17 protein-coding genes are annotated in these 18969 nt (G+C 45.5%); 4 read left to right on the forward strand and 13 right to left on the reverse strand.

Translation table 11 applies throughout. The features are described 5' to 3' along the window. Positions 1-33: 33 nt before the first annotated feature. The 6 genes from EHO60_RS05310 to EHO60_RS05335 form a co-directional block, all read right to left on the reverse strand. Positions 34-1647 (reverse strand): GMC family oxidoreductase, encoded by a 1614-nt coding sequence (locus EHO60_RS05310; RefSeq protein WP_135767119.1) that lies wholly within the window; start codon positions 1645-1647, stop codon positions 34-36. 4 nt (positions 1648-1651) lie between these two features. After that, positions 1652-2158, reverse strand: coding sequence for a hypothetical protein (locus EHO60_RS05315; RefSeq protein WP_135767120.1), 507 nt, complete (start codon positions 2156-2158; stop codon positions 1652-1654). A gap of 59 nt (positions 2159-2217) precedes the next feature. Then, on the reverse strand, positions 2218-4533 hold the full coding sequence (locus tag EHO60_RS05320; protein ID WP_425460282.1) for a ribonuclease R family protein: 2316 nt from the start codon (positions 4531-4533) through the stop codon (positions 2218-2220). A 377-nt stretch (positions 4534-4910) separates the two neighbouring features. After that, on the reverse strand, positions 4911-5600 hold the full coding sequence (gene tsaB, locus EHO60_RS05325) for a tRNA (adenosine(37)-N6)-threonylcarbamoyltransferase complex dimerization subunit type 1 TsaB (RefSeq protein WP_135767122.1): 690 nt from the start codon (positions 5598-5600) through the stop codon (positions 4911-4913). After that, positions 5597-6166: a tRNA (adenosine(37)-N6)-threonylcarbamoyltransferase complex ATPase subunit type 1 TsaE gene (gene tsaE / locus EHO60_RS05330; RefSeq protein ID WP_135767123.1), complete on the reverse strand. Its 570-nt coding sequence runs from the start codon at positions 6164-6166 to the stop codon at positions 5597-5599. The genes tsaB and tsaE overlap by 4 nt, the downstream gene beginning before the upstream one ends. Before the next feature lie 8 nt (positions 6167-6174). Beyond that, on the reverse strand, positions 6175-7032 hold the full coding sequence (locus tag EHO60_RS05335; RefSeq protein WP_135767124.1) for an Hsp33 family molecular chaperone HslO: 858 nt from the start codon (positions 7030-7032) through the stop codon (positions 6175-6177). A gap of 166 nt (positions 7033-7198) precedes the next feature. On the opposite strand from EHO60_RS05335, the gene EHO60_RS05340 reads away from it, so the two are divergent. The 3 genes from EHO60_RS05340 to EHO60_RS05350 are packed head-to-tail and all read left to right on the forward strand — an operon-like array spanning position 7199 to position 10993. Then, complete coding sequence (locus EHO60_RS05340) at positions 7199-9178, forward strand: beta-galactosidase (protein ID WP_135767125.1); 1980 nt, start codon at positions 7199-7201, stop codon at positions 9176-9178. After that, positions 9175-10125: an LIC_10030 family protein gene (locus EHO60_RS05345; protein ID WP_135767126.1), complete on the forward strand. Its 951-nt coding sequence runs from the start codon at positions 9175-9177 to the stop codon at positions 10123-10125. Before EHO60_RS05340 ends, EHO60_RS05345 begins: the two co-directional genes overlap by 4 nt. Positions 10126-10147: 22 nt before the next feature. Then, entirely contained in the window at positions 10148-10993 is an 846-nt protein-coding gene (locus tag EHO60_RS05350) for an inositol monophosphatase family protein (protein ID WP_135767127.1), read from the forward strand. A gap of 92 nt (positions 10994-11085) precedes the next feature. On the opposite strand, the gene EHO60_RS05355 is transcribed toward EHO60_RS05350, so the two are convergent. The 6 genes from EHO60_RS05355 to fliG form a co-directional block, all read right to left on the reverse strand. Beyond that, positions 11086-11469: a c-type cytochrome gene (locus EHO60_RS05355; RefSeq protein WP_135767128.1), complete on the reverse strand. Its 384-nt coding sequence runs from the start codon at positions 11467-11469 to the stop codon at positions 11086-11088. 11 nt (positions 11470-11480) lie between these two features. Then, on the reverse strand, positions 11481-12179 hold the full coding sequence (locus tag EHO60_RS05360) for a urate hydroxylase PuuD (protein WP_167880156.1): 699 nt from the start codon (positions 12177-12179) through the stop codon (positions 11481-11483). A 145-nt stretch (positions 12180-12324) separates the two neighbouring features. Further along, positions 12325-13518 carry an LIC10025 family lipoprotein gene (locus EHO60_RS05365; RefSeq protein WP_135767130.1) on the reverse strand — a complete coding sequence of 398 codons (1194 nt, stop codon included), beginning with the start codon at positions 13516-13518 and terminating at the stop codon, positions 12325-12327. Next, positions 13515-14024, reverse strand: coding sequence for a hypothetical protein (locus EHO60_RS05370; RefSeq protein WP_135767131.1), 510 nt, complete (start codon positions 14022-14024; stop codon positions 13515-13517). The genes EHO60_RS05365 and EHO60_RS05370 overlap by 4 nt, the downstream gene beginning before the upstream one ends. A 109-nt stretch (positions 14025-14133) precedes the next feature. Further along, on the reverse strand, positions 14134-16002 hold the full coding sequence (locus EHO60_RS05375) for an adenylate/guanylate cyclase domain-containing protein (RefSeq protein WP_246028147.1): 1869 nt from the start codon (positions 16000-16002) through the stop codon (positions 14134-14136). Positions 16003-16347: 345 nt separating this feature from the next. Continuing rightward, on the reverse strand, positions 16348-17361 hold the full coding sequence (gene fliG / locus EHO60_RS05380) for a flagellar motor switch protein FliG (RefSeq protein ID WP_010416486.1): 1014 nt from the start codon (positions 17359-17361) through the stop codon (positions 16348-16350). 130 nt (positions 17362-17491) lie between these two features. On the opposite strand from fliG, the gene EHO60_RS05385 reads away from it, so the two are divergent. Beyond that, positions 17492-17848 carry an arsenate reductase family protein gene (locus tag EHO60_RS05385; RefSeq protein ID WP_135767132.1) on the forward strand — a complete coding sequence of 119 codons (357 nt, stop codon included), beginning with the start codon at positions 17492-17494 and terminating at the stop codon, positions 17846-17848. 81 nt (positions 17849-17929) lie between these two features. Here the strand turns inward: EHO60_RS05385 and EHO60_RS05390 are convergent, their stop codons facing one another. After that, positions 17930-18919, reverse strand: a complete 990-nt coding sequence (locus EHO60_RS05390) for an aldo/keto reductase (RefSeq protein ID WP_135767133.1) — start codon at positions 18917-18919, stop codon at positions 17930-17932. Positions 18920-18969 lie beyond the last annotated feature (50 nt).

The following is an 18969-nucleotide window of genomic DNA, read 5'->3' on the forward strand; positions in this document are numbered from 1 at the left end:
AATAAAGTGGAATTCTCCCTTTTTCCCCTGGAATTAATTATTTCCTAAAATCTCGGATTTTCGAGCCGCTAACGCCCGAGAAGCCCTTAAACTTACGCTCATAGTGGTAATTTGCGGATTTACCGAAAGTCCAGTAGGAAAAACCGATGCGTCTATCACGTAAATATTCTTGTGCCCGTACAATTCGAAATCCAGGTTCACCGCTCCTTTTTCCGAAGAATCGGCAGCCTGCAAGGATCCGTGAGGATGGGCCGATCCGACCGCAATACGTCCTGGCTCGATGCTTTTTTCGAGCACCCAATCAAACTTGCTGTTTTTATCGACTTTTACGGGCTCTTGGATATCGGGAAACGGAAAGATGATGGATTTAGCCCCGGCGGCCGCTTGGACTTCCGCGAGCATTTTAATCCCTTTCAATAAATTCTTTCCATCCGTAGGAGTCAGCTCGAAATACACTTTTCTTCTTCCTAAGGACCATTGGACCGAGGAATTCGCTTCTCCATCCGCGCCGTCTCGAACAAGTACGATCCCGGCGCTCATGTGCGGAAACTTCTTCATAACTTCGAATTGATTCGCACCGTAAAAGGGAACCAATGAACTCGCCAAGGTCGGACGGAAAGGAGCGACTTCCAACCAAAATCCGTATCCGGTATTGTTCTGATTATGGCCGTCTTTAATCACTGCCGACTGCGGAGGCCCGGAGAACATATTGATCTTCTCGTCGAAGATCGCAAAATTCGTAGTAGTAGGATGAAGTTTCAAGTTCCGACCGACCCAATCGTTTCCGATTCCGGATCGCTGTAAGAGAGCCGGCCCTTCGATCGCTCCGGCACTTACGATCACTACCGGAGCTTGGATCGTCATCTTTCGGATGATTTCATCCGGGGCTTTTTCATAAGCGTCCGGTGCGAATTCCGCGACAACCGTTTTGATCGCTCCGTCCTGGACATACTTCGCCCTCATGTTCGGAACCACTACGGCTCCCGCTTCGATCGCGTCGGGAATCCAGGTTAAAAAAGCGGATTGCTTCGCATTGATCGGGCATCCTAACCCGCAACGACCTAACCCGATACATCCGCGGTTATTGTTGCGAAGAACTTCCGGATGCAGCCCCAGACTCTTTCCACCTTTCATCAGCACGCCGTTATTAGCGTTAATCAAATTGCCCGGCACTTCGTGGACGCCCAATCTTTCGTGGACTTCGGAGATAATACCTTCCATCTCGTCTCTTCCATATCCTTTCCAACCGAATCGCTTTTGCCATTCGTCGGTAACATAGTGAGGAGGATAGAGAGACGTTTGCCAATTGACCGTAGTCGATCCTCCTACGGTTTTTCCTTGGAGAATGGAAATGGTTTGTTCCTCCGAAACGATGAATCCCGCATCCCTATAAAGACGCGCCTGGGAGATAAATTCGTCTCCCGTAAATTTAGCCGGAGTAAAATAGGAACCTTCTTCAATCAGTAGGACTTTCCATCCTGCTTTGGCAAGAGTCGCCGCCGCGACGGCTCCCCCGGAACCGGAACCGATCACGACGGCATCCGTTTTTACGTTCCATACACCGTCCGTGATTCCTTCTTTTTTCAGAAAATCCGCGTGTTTGCTCGGCACTAGAATTTTATCGTTAGCCGCTGGAATTCCGCCCATATGTTTATCCTTCGTATCCTAAGAGTTGTTGGTAGCTCTTCTCTTTGGAGATCAAAAAGAAGGAAAGTTGGCGCATGATATTGTATGCACCCCGCTTCAATGAGAGAGAGGAATTCTTCCAAGAGAGCAGTCTTTTCTCACGGTTTTCTTTGGAAAGACTGGCCAATGGAGTAAAAGAAAAATCTAAAGCGAGGGAAACCAAAGTAGAAGTCGGCAAAAAGGCCAAGATCTGAAGAGTCGATTCCGTTTCGATCGGATAGGGATGACCGTAAATGTATTGGTCGGCAGCAACTCCCAGATCGAAATTTTCGATCGGATTTCCCGAAAGAAACACATCCTGCAAACTTCGAAAGGCTCGGTACTGGGTCGCAGACAAGCCTTTCAAGGGGGGAACGGCTTCTCCACCACAGGATGAAGTCGCCGGAATAAGTACCGCAGAAAGCGCGGCACTTTTAAATAAAAATTTAAGAAAACCGCTACGCGAAATCTCTTCCGAAAATAAAGTTTCCACTTGGACCTCCAAAACCTATCGTCCGAAGGCGAAGATTTTATCGTAACGAATGTTCTAAATTATTCTCGATTCTTTGTCCATCCTTTCTTCTGAAATTTTTGCATCTTCACATAAATACGGATTTCTTCGAAATCGATTCGATCCAATTCTACCGAAAGCTGTTCGCCAAGAGTAAAGATCTTAGAATACTTTTTCGAATAAAAGGAAAAGTCCGTTTCGGAGGACAACTCTCCTTCATCGGTAAATTCAAGCGCGGGCAATACCGCCTCGACCATAGGATTATCCAAATCTACGAAGGCTAACGAAGATTTAAAACCCGTCAAAGTCGCATTGAATTCGCGGATTCCCGTCTTTTCCAAAAATCTGCAAGCTTTCAGTTTATAATAATCTCTTTCCGCATCCGAAGCTTTTCTTTCTTCGTGGGAAGTATGAAGACTCATGACACGTATATCTTCTTCATTGTACGGATTTTCCGAATCAACCAGAATGCTTTGTAGAACTCTATGACAAACCAAGTCCGGATACCTGCGAATCGGGGAAGTAAAATGGCAGTAATCCTTGAATCCCAGACCCCAATGACCGAGCTGCTCTCCCGAGTAGTATGCCTGCATAAAGCTCCGTAGCAGGGATATATTGAACAGCCGTTCAGCTTGACTGCCGCTGATTACGGAAAGCACATTCTTGATGGATTCATAACTAGCGTCCTGCATTTGTGCTTCGATTCCGTTTAGGTTCAAAAATGCGTTCAGGTTATCCAACTTCTCCGCGTCCATAGGTTCGTGAACGCGGTATAGGGTAGGTCTTTTTTTCCTGCGAATAAATTCTGCCACCTTAATGTTCGCAGAGAGCATGAACTCTTCGATTAATATGTGGGATTGCAACCGCTCGACGGTAGAGATTTCTACGATATTATGATCGCTATCCGTGATTACCTTCGTTTCCTTCAGATTCAGATCGACTCTTCCGTCCCGTATCCGCTTTCCACGCAGAACGTTCGCGAATTTCATCATCTTGAATATCCAGTTCGTCGGATCTCCCGAGAGAATCTCTGTTTCGGCGCGGTTATACGTATATCTTTCAGCGACCTTGATAATCGATTTGTAAAATTTGGCGTGGGTGATATTTCCCTGCCAGTCCGCCTCCATCTCCACTGTAAAGGCCAGGCGATTTTTTTTCGCCACCAAACTACACAAATTTTCGGATAATTCGGGAGGTAACATGGGAACGACCCGACTTCCCATATAAACGGAAGTCGCACGTTTGTAGGCTTCCTCGTCCAAAGGGGAACCGGCCTTTACGTAATTCGCCACATCGGCGATATGAACATAAAAACGGATTCTTTTGCCTTCTTCCACGAAGGAAATCGCGTCGTCAAAATCCTTGGAATATTCTCCGTCGATCGTAATGGACCGAAGTTCTCTTAGATCGACCCGACTTCCCCAGTCTTCCACCGCACTTTCCTCGACTTCTTCGGGTAAAGTACCTAACTCCGTGGATTCAGGATACAGGATCTGATAATTATATTTCATTAACATTCTCATAAGATCCGTATCTTCCTTCGTATCCGATTCGAATCGTATGAAATGAACCTCGTAAAGGTTTCTTTCCTGAGCGCTGTCCTCTTTAAGATTTACTACAATTACGTCTCGGAGCTTGATTTCGTCCTGTAGGTCTTGTAGTAGACTTTTTCTAGGTAAAAACCCTTCCTTTCCTTCTCCATCCATATCCAGAAAAGATCCGATCAGAAACTTTTCGGTTTTTTCAGAGACTTTCATTCTATAAAAATCCCGCCCACGACGCAGAACGGAAATGACTTCGCCTTCTAGTTTTCCTTTTCTCCCGATTCCGGAAGGGAGGATTTGTACAGTATCCGCTTGTATGGAATTTCCCGTATATTGGGAAGGGACAAAAACTTCGGTTCCAGTCGTGAGTTTTACGAAACCGTCCCCTCTTTTGCTAAGCGAAATCGTTCCTTCTAACGTCTGGTCCGGGTGGACGAGCACGTTTTTTCCCTGGATTTCGATCAGTCCTTCGCGTTCAAAAAACTCCAGCAAGTCTTCCGTTGATCTCTTCGTTTCCGAGACTTCCCATCTTTCTTTTCTGAATTTCTTCTTCTTGCCAGCCTTCTCGCCCATGCGTGAAAGGAGTTCGTGATAGGAAAGTAACTTACCCGATCGAGCCTGAAAGAATCTGAGAAGTTTTCGGCTTGGATCTTTTTCCCTCTCCCAATCGCCGGAATGTTTGTAAAAAGATCTATGATCGTATCCGGGAATATGAGTCTCTTTCTTGCCCGGTTTTTTATCGGTTCTGTGTTTTATCTCGTCTTTCTTTTCCTTTTTTGGAACGGGATTCGGAGAGTCTAAAATTTCCACCATAGGTTTCGGAAGAGCTTCAGCAGCGACGCGATTTTTTGCCCTGGCGCGGTTTCTCTCCTCCATTCTTTTTCTCTCGATCCGGCTTTGCTCCGAAATTCGCGCGTCTCTTTCCTTCTCTTCTTCGGACTTCTTTTTTGTATGCGCACTGATACGCGCTTTAAAAGCCTCTTTAATTCTTTTTTCCTCTTGCGGAGTCAGTTCAGGCACGTCGATCGCTTCCAACTCGGGAAGATCTTTCGTTTTTCTCCGAAGGGATTTTTTTTCCGTCGGCTTTTCCGCGGATTTCTTTACGCTTTCTTTATGATCTTTCTTAGGCGGAACGGGCGAAGATTTCTTCTTCGTCTTTTTTTTATCCATAGATTTCTTTGCTGTTTTCTTCATTCTAAAAATACCTTTAATTTATGATCCGCATATGTTCCGCGGATATAGTTGGGGAGTAAATCCCGGAAGGAAAATCGACTTGGATCGAGAATCGCGTTCCGCAATTGTACGACGCTTTCCGTCAAAATCGATTCGGAAGAAGGCAAACGATCTTCCATATTCTCGCCGGAAAAAAATTCGGGACAATCCGTAAATCTTCGCGCAATTAAGTAAGAACTAAGCCTTTCTTCCGGAAGAATTTCCGCAGGTTCCGCCGGGGCAATGTCGAAACTTCCCAAAAAACCGATCCGGTCTCTTAAAGCGAAGTATATTTTATTCTGTTTAGCCTCGATTGCAACGATTACGGCAGAATCTTCTTCCCGAAAATAGTGTGCAGAATAGACATCTAGACTATCAAATCCGAGAACGGGAATTTTCCAGAGTTGGGCGAAATTTCTGGCAGTAGAAACCGATATTCGAATTCCGGTAAACGACCCCGGCCCCAGTGCGGTGACGATCAGATCCGGAGAGTTCCATCCTGATTCCTCCAAACAGATTCCGATTTCCTTGACCAGCCTTTCCGCCGATTCCCTGTTGTGAAGTCCGGAATATCTTTGGAGATTCTTCAACGATCCGTTCTCGGAGAGTAAAAAGGACTCTATGACGATCCATCGATTGGTGGCGTCGAAGAACAGGATTTTTTTCATCCGATTTCCTTCTTTGCCCGATTCAAAATCGACGCTAACTCGGAATCACAACTTGTCCAATCGGACCCGAGCCATTCCACATTAAGATTTCTAGACTCTTCCGTTCCGTTTTCATAAATGCTTACAGAAGCGGAACATTGCATACTCGAAAACGCCTTCGGGGCCCTGTCCCACCACTCCACAATACAGATTCCGCGACGGCCCCAATATTCTTCAAAACCTAAATCCTCCGTTTCTGCTTCACCGGAGAGTCGATAAAGATCGAAGTGGAAAATCGATAATTTCTCTCCCGCTTCGCTTTGGACCTCGGGTATAGGATATTCGTTCATGAGAGTGTACGTAGGGGAATTGACCCAAAGTTTCGATCCGTTTTTCGAAACGGAAAGTTCTTTATAGAGTTCCTGTACAAAACGGGACACGAGCGTAGTTTTACCCGAACCCATATTCCCGGATAGTAGAACGATTGGATGTTTCCCCCGTCTCCAGGCCAAAGCCGCAGACTCGGCTAAATCGCTGGCGGGAATTTGCAGATCGTCGAGTCCGATATCGATATAACTTTTACGCATCGTCTCCTTTAAAAAAGTTCTAGGACTTGCTCCTTAGGAAAACGGTAAACGGAATTGCAGAATTCGCAAGTTACTTCGATCTGCCCTTGTTCCTCGGCGATATCCATCGCCTCTTCTTTTCCCAAAGTCTGGATCAGTTCCTTGATTTTCTGTTCGGAACAATCGCATTTAAATTCGGGTTGTCCCTCTTCCAACGTATGAACGATCGTGCTCCCCAATTTTCCCAATCGATCCAAGCATTCCTGAATATTTTCCGCCAGAAAATCGGTCTTATTCGCCTCGATAGTCTCCGCCCATTCTCGAACAGCTTCCACATGTCCCGGTTTCGCTTCAGGCAGAGCCTGGAGGAATAATCCGCGGACGTTCCAATGCAAACCGTCTTGCCTGAAAAAAATGACTAGAAAGGAAGGAACCTGTTCGGAATCCCTAAGATAATTCTCTATATTCGTCTCGAAACTTACGTTCCGGAAAGGCACGATGGATTGGTAAATGCATTCACCGCCTCTCCAACGGAATACTTTCAAAATTCCGAGATTTTCTTCCGAGATTTGATCCTGCTCTACGTCTTCCTCCGGTCTATATCTCAGAGTCGATTTCATTCTTCCATCACGTGTACTGTAGGCCAATACGGAGTGAATTTCGGAATCGTCGTAGAATCGAATCTGTACGCTGACCTTCGTTTCTTCTTTTACCAAGTCCGCAAGAAAGAAAGCCGCAAGCATGGTTCTTCCTAAAAGCTCCGTGCCTGTATCGTCTATCCCATGCAGGTGGGATGCCGCCGTTACTGCGTAGGAAATTTCCGCGGCGGAATAGCGAAAATGTACGTCGGGGAGAATACCGTAAACATAAGAGTCTCGATTTTCCATGAAGGGCTTAAAATTGTCCTAATCGAACTTGCACCATTCTATTCTCTACGAATCGCATCGAAAAGACAGTATTTTTTCCCGGTTAAACTCCCGATTCTCAGTTTTCTTTCTGGAAAGGCTAACGGCTTTCCACGAACATCGTCCTACTTATTTTAAAACGGCAATCATGAAATTCGGAGCTGATTATTACCCGGAACAATGGACTCCAAACGATTGGAAAGAAGACCTCCGGATCATGAAAGATATGGGTCTTTCGGTCGTACGCCTCGCGGAATTTTCCTGGGCTCTCGTCGAACCGAAGGAAGGGTTATTCGATTTTTCCTTTTGGGACAAAATATTGGATCTGGTCGGAAAATTCGAGATGCAGGCGATCTTGGGAACTCCGACTGCAACCTTTCCTCCTTGGTTAGCGCAAAAACATCCAGAAGTTATGCAAATCCGAGATGGAATCACGAGGATAATCGGAACCAGAAGACAGGCTTGTTTTTCTTCCCCCAAGTTTAAGAAAGCTGCAGAACGATTGGTAACCGAAATGGCTAAAGCCTTAGGAAGACACCCGGCGCTAATCTCATGGCAAATCGATAATGAAATAGGACACGAAGGTTCGGATATAGACCATTCTCCGACATCCCTGATCGCGTTCCGCAGTTGGCTAAAAAAGAAGTACAAAACTCTCAAAGTTCTGAACGAAACTTGGGGAAGCGTTTTTTGGGGGATCGTTTTCGACGACTGGAACCAGATTCCGATTCCAGGACCTCACGTTTCTGCGAATTTCAATCCGTCCATGATCCAGGATTTTTACCGATTCCAGTCGGATACCGTTGTGGACTTCGTCCGCATGCAGGCGCAAATCCTCAGAAAACTCTCCCCCGGAAGAACGCTAACCACAAATCTATATCCGAGTCCGTTTCTTCCGGTGATTGATATGGCCGAGTTATTCCGAAACTTGGATTATGTGTCTTGGGACAATTATCCTACATGGGGAGAGCAGCAGGAACCGTTTCCTCACCCGTTCGTTTCGGTCATGCACCAGTACAATCGAGGACTTAAGAATCGATCCTTTACCGTGATGGAGCAGATCTCCGGATTCCAAGGTCATGAAGTTTTAGGTTATCTTCCCGCACCTGGACAAACCCAGCTTTGGATGAAACAAGCAATTGCGCAAGGAGCGGATCAGATTCTTTTTTTCCGTTACAGGACGGCGAGATACGGACAGGAACAGCTCTGTTACGGAATTTTGGACCATGATAAGGTATTAACGGAAAGATACTTCGAATTGCAAAAAGGGATCGCTGAGATTCTTCCTTACGCCCAGGATTTTGCATCGGAACCGTTTCCCGCGGAAGTTGCCGTCTTGCATGATATCGACAATGCGAGAAATTTTAAGCACCAACCCGTATCCTCCGGATTAAAATTCTCTCCGGTTCCTTTCGCGCAGGTCGGATACGATTTGGAAATGGCGACTTGGTTTGCGGGCCTGGACATTTTAAACGTGAATACCCATTTTCTTCCCGCCGGAGAGACGGACTTTTTTAAATACAAGGTTTTGGTTCTTCCTTTGTATTCTATGATAGAAGAAGCTGTGGTAAAAAAACTGGAAGAATACGTAAGCGCGGGAGGCACACTCGTGCTCGGTTATCGATCGGGAGCGAAGGACAAAAACGGTTGGATGTTGGATTCTCCTATACCCGGCCCGTTCCGCAAAATGGCCGGAATTAGCGTCCGCAAATTCGAAGCGGTAGGAGAGGAACCGGTAAAATTCAGATTCAGGGTATTACCGGGAACCTGTTCCAAAATCTGCGAAATTCTGGAACCTGAAACTGCCGAAGTCTGGGCAACGTATACGGACAACAAAAAGTTCTATAAAGGGAAGCCTGTAATCACGCATAATCGCTTCGGAAAGGGATCCGTAGTGTATGTCGGAGCAAGCCTTCATCCGATTTCGTTTATGCTTTTATACAGGAGGATTTTGCGAAATGCCGGAGTCGGCTTTTCCTTTTACGGACCGAATGTGGAAAAAATCTTCCGAAGCGGAAAAGAGAAGAATTACGAAATCTATCTGAATCATTCTAGAAAAAGCGTCTTTGCGGGCTGGAAACGGCTCAAACCTTTCGAAGTGCGTATCATACCGCGACGAAAATCATGAATCGAAAAGAAATAAGCGAATTGAACTCCATGTTAGCGAACCTTCCTAAGGGATCGAATATTCCTCATTCGATTTATGTGGATAATCTTCATACGCCGTTTATAGAATTCGAACAGGACTATGCGCTTCCCCCTTGTTCCGTATTCGAAGTGGATTTTCCTGCGGCAAAATCCTTTCTAGGAAGTATCAAAGAGAGACTTCCCGAACTCGTTTCAGATTGTCTGGTCTTGCCGGAACCGAGACCCAAAAGAGATAGCGATCGACTTTTTTTGGTCAAACCGTTTTATCCGGAAGAGGAAACCTTTCGCGAGAATTCACCCAAATACTGGGAAAAACACCTTCCTCCCTATCTCTTAGTGGTGAGCTTTCAATTGATGTATTTGGGTGGAGCCGAGAAACAGGACGTTCTGGCCCAAGCTATACAGGGCAGAACTATGTCCGTTCGCACCAAGAGGATCTATTATTTAGCCCGCGTGGTTCCTCTAGACTACCTAATAATCGACGACGGCTTGGTAGTGGACTTCTTTCCACGAAAATACGGGGAGTCCGAATTTATGGTTCAAGTCGGAGCCGAATACCACGATAATATAAGACACACGCATTCCGAGATCTTCGACGAAGTGGATTATTCCAAGCAGATTAAAATCATAGGAGAGACCCTCGGAATCACTTCTAAGGATTGGCTGCTCGGGAGAATCTTCGAACCTCTGGCGGTGGAATATCTGACATTGACGGCCAGATTCTTGGATAGTTCGTTAGGAAAGATAGCTCGCGATTTTATTTCATTCCGGCAAGTTGTTGATCTTTTGTTAACGTCGGACAATATGACTTTTGAAGAATCCGCTCGGGAATCCCTTTACACCTGGCTTCGCTCCCATACGTCGGAACGAATTTTGTCCCCTTCCGGAAATATGGCCTGGAAGATTTTGAGGGAAGAACGGACCTAATATTACCCTGAGTCGAATGCCAATGGAATCACTTGCCCCTCCGATAGATTTTCCCCTGGAAGAAGTCAAAAAACGGATTAAATCCGTTCAATCGATTTCCGGTTTAGTACTCGAATCCGCGAGAAAACTACAGAAAGAAATTCGTGTCTTCGGTATCGTTTCGGATTCCGAAGAGAAAGATCGTATCACGAAAGCGGATGAATTGATGGGAAAATTCCTGATCGAGTTTCTGAGGCAAAACTTTCCCGCCGATTCGATCATATCGGAAGATTACTATCGCCACGAGGGAAGCAATTCCTTTCGTTGGGTTTTGGATCCCATAGACGGTTCCATGAATTTTGTTCGAGGCATTCCACTTTATGCGGTTTCCGTCGGCCTAGAACATAGGGAAACTCCTGTGGCAGGGATCGTGTTCGCTCCGGAGCTCGACGCTCGCTATTCCGCTATTCTGGGCCAAGGGGCTTTTAAAAACGGCTTGAGAATAGACGTTTCCAATACGGACGCTCTAGCAAGATCCCTATTGGTTTCCAGTTTTCCTACGAACAGAAAGGAAATTCTAAACGAGGTAATCTCCGATATTACCGCCTTCATCAGTTGTGGGCGATCGATGAGAAGAACGGGGTCTTTCGTTCTGGATACTTGTTGGGTGGCGGAAGGCGTGCTGGACGGAATCTGGGAAAAAGGCGTGAAACTCTGGGACACGGTAGCCAGTTCCGTCATCCTAATGGAAGCCGGCGGAAAGCTGACCGATTTTCACGGAAAGCATTTCCTCTCGGGACAAACGGAAGTGGTCGCTTCCAACGGGAAAATTCACAAGCAAATCATCGATATCTTAAGAAATGTAAGGATCTCCATCGGGAGAAACTGACGAAAACCTTTTTAGATTTCAATCGGAGCCTTTCCCCTCGGGCAGAGCCTCCGATTTTTCCGATATCAACTTCCTTCGGATGAAGGCGTCCCTCATTTCTTCAAGAACGCTTCTAACGCGGAAATTTCCTCGTCTCCGAAAGGAAACTTGGTCATCAACTTGCTGTTTCTTTTAGGCGTATATCCTTCCGGATAGCCGCCTTCCCGAACCCGAATTTTTAACAATTCAAGGGAAGAGTTCGCAACCGACGGACCTATGGGACCGTCCAATTTCGGATTTTGATTGTGGCAAGCGGTGCAATTCGCTACGTAGATTCCTTTTCCTTTCGCCTCTAGCTTTTGTTCGGGAGTGAGATTTTCTTCTCCCTTGCAAGCAACGAAGAGCAAAGATAGAATGAGAACGGTTCCGGCCAAAAAATAGAGGCGGTCGAAACCGCCCCCATTTTTACCGAACCCGACGTTTCGGGAACGATTCATTTCAGCCGTCCTTATGCGGTTAACAAAACTTCCATTAAAAGATACGTTACCAGAGCGAAAACGGATCCACTAGTAATCACGGCCTTAACGGATTTTATCGGTTTTACGCTCGGTCCGTTTTGGTCGGCAACTAAAGCGTTCACTTCTACGATCAAGGCGATCAATCCGATCAATCCCAAAAACATACCCAATTTATTCGGGCTGTAGGCTATGGGAAGGTTGCGAGCCGCCCCCATTGCAAAAAGCATCGGGATGGACAAGAGTGTGTTCGTTCTGGAAGCCACAAAAGCGCGGTTCGCGTTCGGCGCCGGATCAACGGTGGTTTCGCCTTTCGCTTTAGCGATCACAACTTTTTGATTCGGCCAGATCACGAACCAAACGTTGGCCCACATAATCGTACCGAAAATTGCACCTACAAGAATCACCACAACCCATTGAGAGTTATGCGGGATTCCGGTACTCAGAGCGAGAGCGATCATCGCGATTCCAGAAAGGAAGGTAAACATAGCGCCCCAACGGAACCACCAAAGGGCTCGGGGAACCAATTTTTGCGTTGCGTTCTTTTTCGTTTCCGCATCGGTTTCGTTGAAGAAAGGCCCTTGGACGAAATTGAAATAATACAACATTCCGATCCAAGTAATGCCCGCTAGAAAATGGATGTACTTAACTAAAAAGTAAAGACCCTGCTGGGTAAAGAGGGCGAGTTCCATGATTCCTCCGCTCACAGTTCAAAATTTTCAAATTCGGTGAAAAGCCGAACGCTTAATAGGATCCATTTCGAACTAGACCAGTCAAGCAGTTTTAGAAACTTTCTAAATTGAAATATCTTCCAGAGTCTATCGTATGAACGGAAAGCTATCCTCCGATGTCTTGGACCACTGCTTTTTCAAATTCGGAAACGAAGCTAGGGGAATCGTCCTCGTCCTTTCCCCGAAACGGAAGAAACCGTTCGCGCAAAATTTCCGATTCCGTTGTCAAGGTGACCGTTGTCTTGTGTCCCGCCCTACGAGTCGAGGAAACGAATCTGCTCCCTCCCTTACCGTCGGAACCGTTAACGAGCAATTCGAAATAATTCTCAAAATATTGCTCCATATTTCCGGGAATGAAAATGTTTACGAACCCCGGAGGAAAAATGGAAAGGAACCTACCGCCGATTTTTGTCTCCGGAATCTTGGAAAATTTTCCGGTGACGGTATCCGTCTTTCCGTTTCTCGCGAATCGTAGAGTGTAACCGAGCCCGCGAATATCTATCTTCAAACCAAAAACGCGGAGAAAAACATAGAATCTACAATGTAAGGAATTTAGATGAGACCAATATCCTTTCGGAGAATGCGGGATCTCCAGATGAATCGTCTTTCCTTCGTTATAAATTTCCCAGCCTTCCGAAAAACCTCCCGGTTGAAACACTTGCAATCGAAAGGCCGTCTGCTCCAGGCGTTTAGAGAATTTTTCGTAAGCTAAAGGAAAGTTCTTCTTCATTCTTTCGGAAAGAGTGTAGGAAAGAAGAATCGAATCCTTTCGTCTTTGCAGATCGCATTCCATATTGGAGCATAAAAAATGCTGTAAGGAGGAAAACGTTTCTAAAGAAGGAGCGGAAGGATTGCGCACGTGCCCAAGGAATGATTCCAAATGCGGCAATAAATCGATGACGCTCAATTCGGGAGAAATCATTTGCGTCACTCTCCTGATTTTATACGTCGGTTCTTCCCTGAAATGGTGCTTTTTCGCCTCTACATAAACCGTATAGGGAGAGGAAAGAGCGAGTTCCGGAGGTGAATCGGAGAGATCTGGTCTAAAGAAATTCTGCTCCTTCGTAAGACGCATTCCTAGAACAAGAAGGTCCCCTTTTTCCGCAAATTCCTTTTCATCGGATGCTTCGGGATTTCCGTACAGGATCCTTCGAACGGGACCTTCCTTAAAATCCTTTTGAATCACTTCCTGGTACTGAAAATATTTTTCGAAGTAATCGGCGGAAGTTTTGCTTTTATGAACACAACAAAGAGCAAAAAAGGTCAGAAATAAAAACGGAATGTCGCGAATCGTCCTCATGAAGCCTTTCTCCGAATTCTATCTGCCTTAACGAATTCGAATAAACGCAGCACTACTGAATCATCCACATTCGTAAAATATTCCTCGTGCAATATCGTCCCCGTTCTCGAATAAACGCGTAAATAAGAGGATCCATCCTTAAGACCCTGCGATAAATCCCCTTTCGTATCCAATAAAATACTTTCGTAATCCTTATCGCGTTCGCCGGAAATATAATCGTGAACCGTTTCTGGAGCCGCGTGCAGATCGAGGTATGCCAAAAATTCTACGGTATCTTCATCCTTTAACAAGGTTTGCATTTTCCAATAGATTTTTCTCCCGTGCTTCCTGCAAAGAATGACATCTTTGAATCCGCAACCTAAAAGAAACAAAGTCTTTCCTTTTGCGGATTCGGAAGTAAATACCTTGCCCTTTTGATCCTGCATCCGGAATTTAGGAACGCTTCCTTTCCCCGAGACGGGAAGAGAAGCGATCAGGACCACAAAGAACAAACATAATTTAGACATTGAAACTTCCCGCCGAAGACGCTTGAGGATAAGCACTGCGTTCGTTTGACAGAGGAAATCGTTCGAACGTTCCCAAGGAATGTTACAGGGAAATTATTTCGGGAAAAAATTATTTTCTATGTAGCCGGAAAATTCCATCCCAATCTTTGCCGGGAGTTTGGTTCAAAAAGAATTTGGTCCGTTTCGCATAAAGACGGACCACACTATCTAGAGGTTTTTTCTTATACAATTCCCTGAATATGGCAAAGGCGGACTTGAAGTCTCCGACCTTGTACAATATGATTCCTTCGTTGAGTTTAGATTTTACGGAATCCTTCCAATCTGCGAGTTCCGGGGGATCACCCTCGTACACCTCGTATAAAATCACCGGTTGCGTCTTGCCTTTTACGATCACGGTATCGATTTCCCTAGCACGAACTTCGGAAAGCAAATTCAACCTTAAAAAGGTATGGTGCGTGATCAATATTTTGGTCTTATAGAATGCGGTAAGATTCTGCACCCTGGAAGACAAATTTACAGTGTCTCCGACGACGGTCGTATCGATCCGACGATCGCTACCTACGGTTCCTAGAATCAAAGTGCCGGTATTGATTCCGATTCCTAGATCTGCAGGACCCGTCATATCGCCGCCTATGGACCCGGTTAAGCGTACCATTTCGATAGCGGATTGGAGTGCATTATCCGCGGAATTGAATTTCTCTTTTTCTGCACGCTCGCTATGATCGGAAAATAAAGCTAAGATCGCGTCTCCGATATATTTATCCACGAAACCCGCATTTTTATAGATTCGATCCTCGAAAGCCGAGAGATACCGGTTTAAATATTTGATATTCTCTTCGGGCGCCAATTTTTCCGATACGGTAGTATAACCTCTCAAATCCGCAAAAAAAACGGTCATCGTCTTTTCTTTGGAATCTCCGATCTTAATTTCCACAGGGCTTTTTTTATCCAAGATGGAAATGAAATCGGAAGGAACAAACCGATAGAAAGCGTCCCTTTGTCTGGATATTTCCAGATTCAGCATTTGCGATTCTTTATATAAGCTGACGTAGCGGGACACAAGAAGACTAATGATTACGATGATAAATACAGAATATGCGATTTTAAAATAGGGATAATGTATCCCTACGATTTTATAGATCGCGTCCAAAGTGTCCCAGATTCCGAAGAGAGCACAGACGCCGATCCCTATAAATAATTTAACTGAATCCGGCTTTTTCCTACGTATCGCTTGGAAGGAAAAAAACAGAACATACACAAGCATCGGAATCAATAGAAACTGGTATAAGCGCAAGTTAGAGAGCAGGAACTCGAAAGGGAGAATCCAAGTAGCGATAAAGAATGCAATACTTGCTCCGCAGAAAATTCGAATCGCCCAAAAGGTGCCTTCCTCTCGATAAAAGAAATCCCGGGCAAAAAGTAAAAACACCGGAACTATAGGCACTAAACTTGCGAACTCTAACCTATAAAAATAGCTCGTATCCGGTCCCCCCGGATAATTGACGAATTTATTATATATAAGATATGAAGTCGAATAAAAGTATATGGAGGACAAAAGGGAAAATAGCCCGAAAAATAGATAATAAGAATCCTGTTTTCTAGTTACAAAGAATAATACATGATAAAAACCGAATATAAAATATATCCCGAACAGGAATATATCCAGATATTCCGTCCCGGAATCGTAAATTTCCTCCAAGGAAGAGATTTTGAATCCGCTGGCGTGATAAAAACCGAAATGATCGTTCGGAACATACTCTGTGACGGCAGCCTGTCCCTTGAATAAGATCGCGATCTCATTCTTACCTGGTTTCAAAATTCCCGCCGGAATCGGAACCGTAAGTCCTTTAACCGACCTACGCTTTGCCAGCTCTTCATCCGGCGAATCGTACCATTCTTCGCGGAGCAGTTTGTCGTTCAGTCGTATACGCCAATTTTCTCCTATGTCAGGCAGATAAATTCCGGTTGGCACGGACAAAAGACGATTCTCTTTAGAAATATCAAAAGATCCTCGGATATGAACCTCGTATATTCCTGAACGAGGAGATAGCTTGAATATTTTCGTGAACGCTAGGGGAAAACGCGGCAACTCTATCCAGCTTTTTGTAGAATTTTCTGCGGTTAGATCCGTTTTTCCTTTAACTTTCGGCGGAGGCGTTTTTTCATGATCGCCGATTAACGTTCCTTCCCAACGTATACTTCCTAAGTCGACAGCCTGCGGATAATCCTTTGTTCCTATGCAAGCCGAAATCGCTCCAAGGGAAAAGAGACAGAGAAACGTAAAGAATCGATTTCGGAAAGCGTTTTGGCCCAAATTCGGACCTCACATGACCAATTCGTCTTCGCCAGCACGCGCGACGACGATATCGCCGGATTCTTCCAGTTTTCGAATGATGTTTACGATTTTCTGCTGCGCGTCCTCTACGTCTTTGATTCGGATCGGACCCATAAAGTCCATATCCTCACGCAGAAGGTTGGCGGCACGTTTAGACATGTTTTTGAAGATCTTCTCTTGCACTTCCGTGTCGACGGACTTCAACGCTTTGGCCAGATCCGAGTTGTCCACTTCCCGCAAAACTTTTTGGATCGCGCGGTCGTCGAGCAACACGATATCCTCGAATACGAACATCCGTTTCTTGATCTCTTCTGCAAGTTCCGGATCTTCCTCTTCCAGAGCCTCGATGATGGTTTTCTCCGTTCCCCGATCCACGAGGTTCAGAATTTCGACCACGGAGTCTATACCTCCCGCGGAGGTGTAATCCTCACTGGCCAATGTGGATAATTTTCTTTCCAACACCCGTTCCACCTCTCGGAGAACGTCGGGAGAAACGCGGTCCATGGTAGCGATTCTCTTTGCAACTTCCGCTTGGATCGTGTGCGGCAGGTTTGAAAGAATGTTGGAAGCCTTTTGCGGATCCAAATACGAAAGAATTAAGGCTATGGTTTGAGGGTGTTCGTTCTGAATGAAGTTTAATAAGTGTTGAGGGTCCGTTCTTCGGATAAAGTCGAAAGGCCTTACCTGAAGGCTCGAAGTCAATCGGTTGATGATATCGATCGCTTTCTGATTTCCTAAGGCTTTTTCCAATAAGCCTCGGGCAAAGTCGATACCTCCGTTGGAGATGAATTCTTGAGCCATCATGAGCTCGTTGAATTCTACTAGGACCTTCTCCTTGTCCTCAGGAGTGATCTTGTCTAGTCGCGCGATTTCGAACGTGATTTGTTCGATCTCGTCTTCTCTAAGATGTTTAAAAATCTCGGAAGAAACGTCCGACCCCACCGCGATCAAAAAGATCGCCGCTTTTTGCCTTCCCGTTAAAGTGGTCTTCTTATTCAGCACGGTTTCAGTTTCTTTCCTAAAAGATATTATCGGCAAAAAAGCGCGTTTTCAAGGCAAAGATTTTTCCGGACGAATGACTTGCCAATAAGACATAAATATTCCAATCTGGGAAGCGTAGAGAGGGCGATTTTTGAAAACGAAAGTCTACGAATATAAAAATTGTAGTACCTGCCGGAAGGCATTGAAGTACCTGGAAAGTAAAAAGGTGGATTTCGAGGATCTGCCGATCCGCGAAACTCCCCCAAAAAAAACGGAATTGAAGAAAATGCTGGGTTATCTTAACGGCGATTCGAAGCGTTTATTCAATACTTCCGGCGGAGATTATAAGGAACTTTCACTAAAGGATAAATTGCCGAAAATGAGCCTGGAAGAACAATTCGATCTTCTTTCCAAAAACGGAAATTTGGTAAAAAGACCTTTTGTCCTAGGAGAAAATTTCGGACTGGTAGGATTTAAGGAAGATGAGTGGGACAAGATCTTCGGCTGAATCTTCGAAACCGGATAACCTCGAATTCATCAAAGACGGATCCGAGGTTATCCGAGAGTTTTTAAAACCGAAATTCCGGTCCTACCTTCCGACAGAACTCATCATGGATTCGGGATACCGGGTTCCAAAAGCCACGCCCTTCGGAGAAATAGAATCGATCCGCTTCAATTCCTCCTCTGTGAGCCTGACCTCTGCAGCTTTCGCGTTCTCTTCCAAATAAGATCTTCTCTTCGTTCCCGGTATGGGAATGATATCCTTGCCCTGGGAAAGTACCCAAGCAAGAGCCAATTGTCCGGGAGAGACGGATTTTTCCGCCGCGATCTCTTTGATTTTAGAAACCAGATCCAGGTTCTTCTGAAAATTTTCCCCTTGGAATCTCGGAGCAAATCTTCGATAGTCCGTCGGATCCAAGTCTTCGAACTTGGCGATTTGCCCGGTCAAGAAACCACGGCCTAAGGGACTGTAAGCAACGAACCCGATTCCCAATTCGCGGCAAACTTCCAAAAGATCGTCTTCGGGTTCCCGGCTCCAGAGAGAATATTCGGTTTGTAAAGCGGCGATAGGATGGACTTTCGAAGCTCTGCGAATCGTTTCGACTCCGGCTTCGGACAATCCTATGTAACGGATTTTTCCGGCCTTCACTAGATCCGATAGGGCCCCGACCGTATCTTCAATCGGAGTACTCGTATCCACTCGGTGCTGGTAATAGAGATCGATGTGATCCACACCTAGACGTTTCAGACTAGCATCGCATGCGGCCTTTACGTACTCGGGTTTTCCATTGATCCCTCGTTTTTGCGGATCGGAGGGATCTCTTACGATTCCGAACTTCGTGGCCAATACGACGGAATCCCGTTTTCCTTGGATCGCTTTTCCTACCAATTCCTCGTTCGTATAGGGACCGTACATATCAGCCGTATCGAGAAAATTGACTCCTAATTCCAAGGCCCGATGTATGGTAGCTATGGATTCTGAATCGTCCCTTTTACCGTAAAAATCCGACATCCCCATGCAGCCTAATCCGATCTCGGAAACTGTAGGACCATTTTTACCTAATTGCCTTTTTTGCATGATATCTCCCAGCACCGGACTTTTTCCATAGGCCTGGCAACCGGTCTTAC

Source organism: Leptospira fletcheri (assembly GCF_004769195.1).
Taxonomy (GTDB): domain Bacteria; phylum Spirochaetota; class Leptospiria; order Leptospirales; family Leptospiraceae; genus Leptospira_B; species Leptospira_B fletcheri.

What these genes read in the sequence shown, in the direction of transcription:
- EHO60_RS05355 (WP_135767128.1), bottom strand. Translation starts at nt 11,469, where the DNA reads ATGAATCGTTCCCGAAACGTCGGGTTCGGTAAAAATGGGGGCGGTTTC.
- EHO60_RS05340 (WP_135767125.1), top strand. Translation starts at nt 7,199, where the DNA reads ATGAAATTCGGAGCTGATTATTACCCGGAACAATGGACTCCAAACGAT.
- EHO60_RS05390 (WP_135767133.1), bottom strand. Translation starts at nt 18,919, where the DNA reads ATGCAAAAAAGGCAATTAGGTAAAAATGGTCCTACAGTTTCCGAGATC.
- tsaB (WP_135767122.1), bottom strand. Translation starts at nt 5,600, where the DNA reads ATGAAAAAAATCCTGTTCTTCGACGCCACCAATCGATGGATCGTCATA.
- EHO60_RS05320 (WP_425460282.1), bottom strand. Translation starts at nt 4,533, where the DNA reads ATGGTGGAAATTTTAGACTCTCCGAATCCCGTTCCAAAAAAGGAAAAG.
- EHO60_RS05360 (WP_167880156.1), bottom strand. Translation starts at nt 12,179, where the DNA reads ATGGAACTCGCCCTCTTTACCCAGCAGGGTCTTTACTTTTTAGTTAAG.
- EHO60_RS05365 (WP_135767130.1), bottom strand. Translation starts at nt 13,518, where the DNA reads ATGAGGACGATTCGCGACATTCCGTTTTTATTTCTGACCTTTTTTGCT.
- EHO60_RS05335 (WP_135767124.1), bottom strand. Translation starts at nt 7,032, where the DNA reads ATGGAAAATCGAGACTCTTATGTTTACGGTATTCTCCCCGACGTACAT.
- EHO60_RS05350 (WP_135767127.1), top strand. Translation starts at nt 10,148, where the DNA reads ATGGAATCACTTGCCCCTCCGATAGATTTTCCCCTGGAAGAAGTCAAA.
- EHO60_RS05310 (WP_135767119.1), bottom strand. Translation starts at nt 1,647, where the DNA reads ATGGGCGGAATTCCAGCGGCTAACGATAAAATTCTAGTGCCGAGCAAA.
- tsaE (WP_135767123.1), bottom strand. Translation starts at nt 6,166, where the DNA reads ATGCGTAAAAGTTATATCGATATCGGACTCGACGATCTGCAAATTCCC.
- EHO60_RS05345 (WP_135767126.1), top strand. Translation starts at nt 9,175, where the DNA reads ATGAATCGAAAAGAAATAAGCGAATTGAACTCCATGTTAGCGAACCTT.
- EHO60_RS05370 (WP_135767131.1), bottom strand. Translation starts at nt 14,024, where the DNA reads ATGTCTAAATTATGTTTGTTCTTTGTGGTCCTGATCGCTTCTCTTCCC.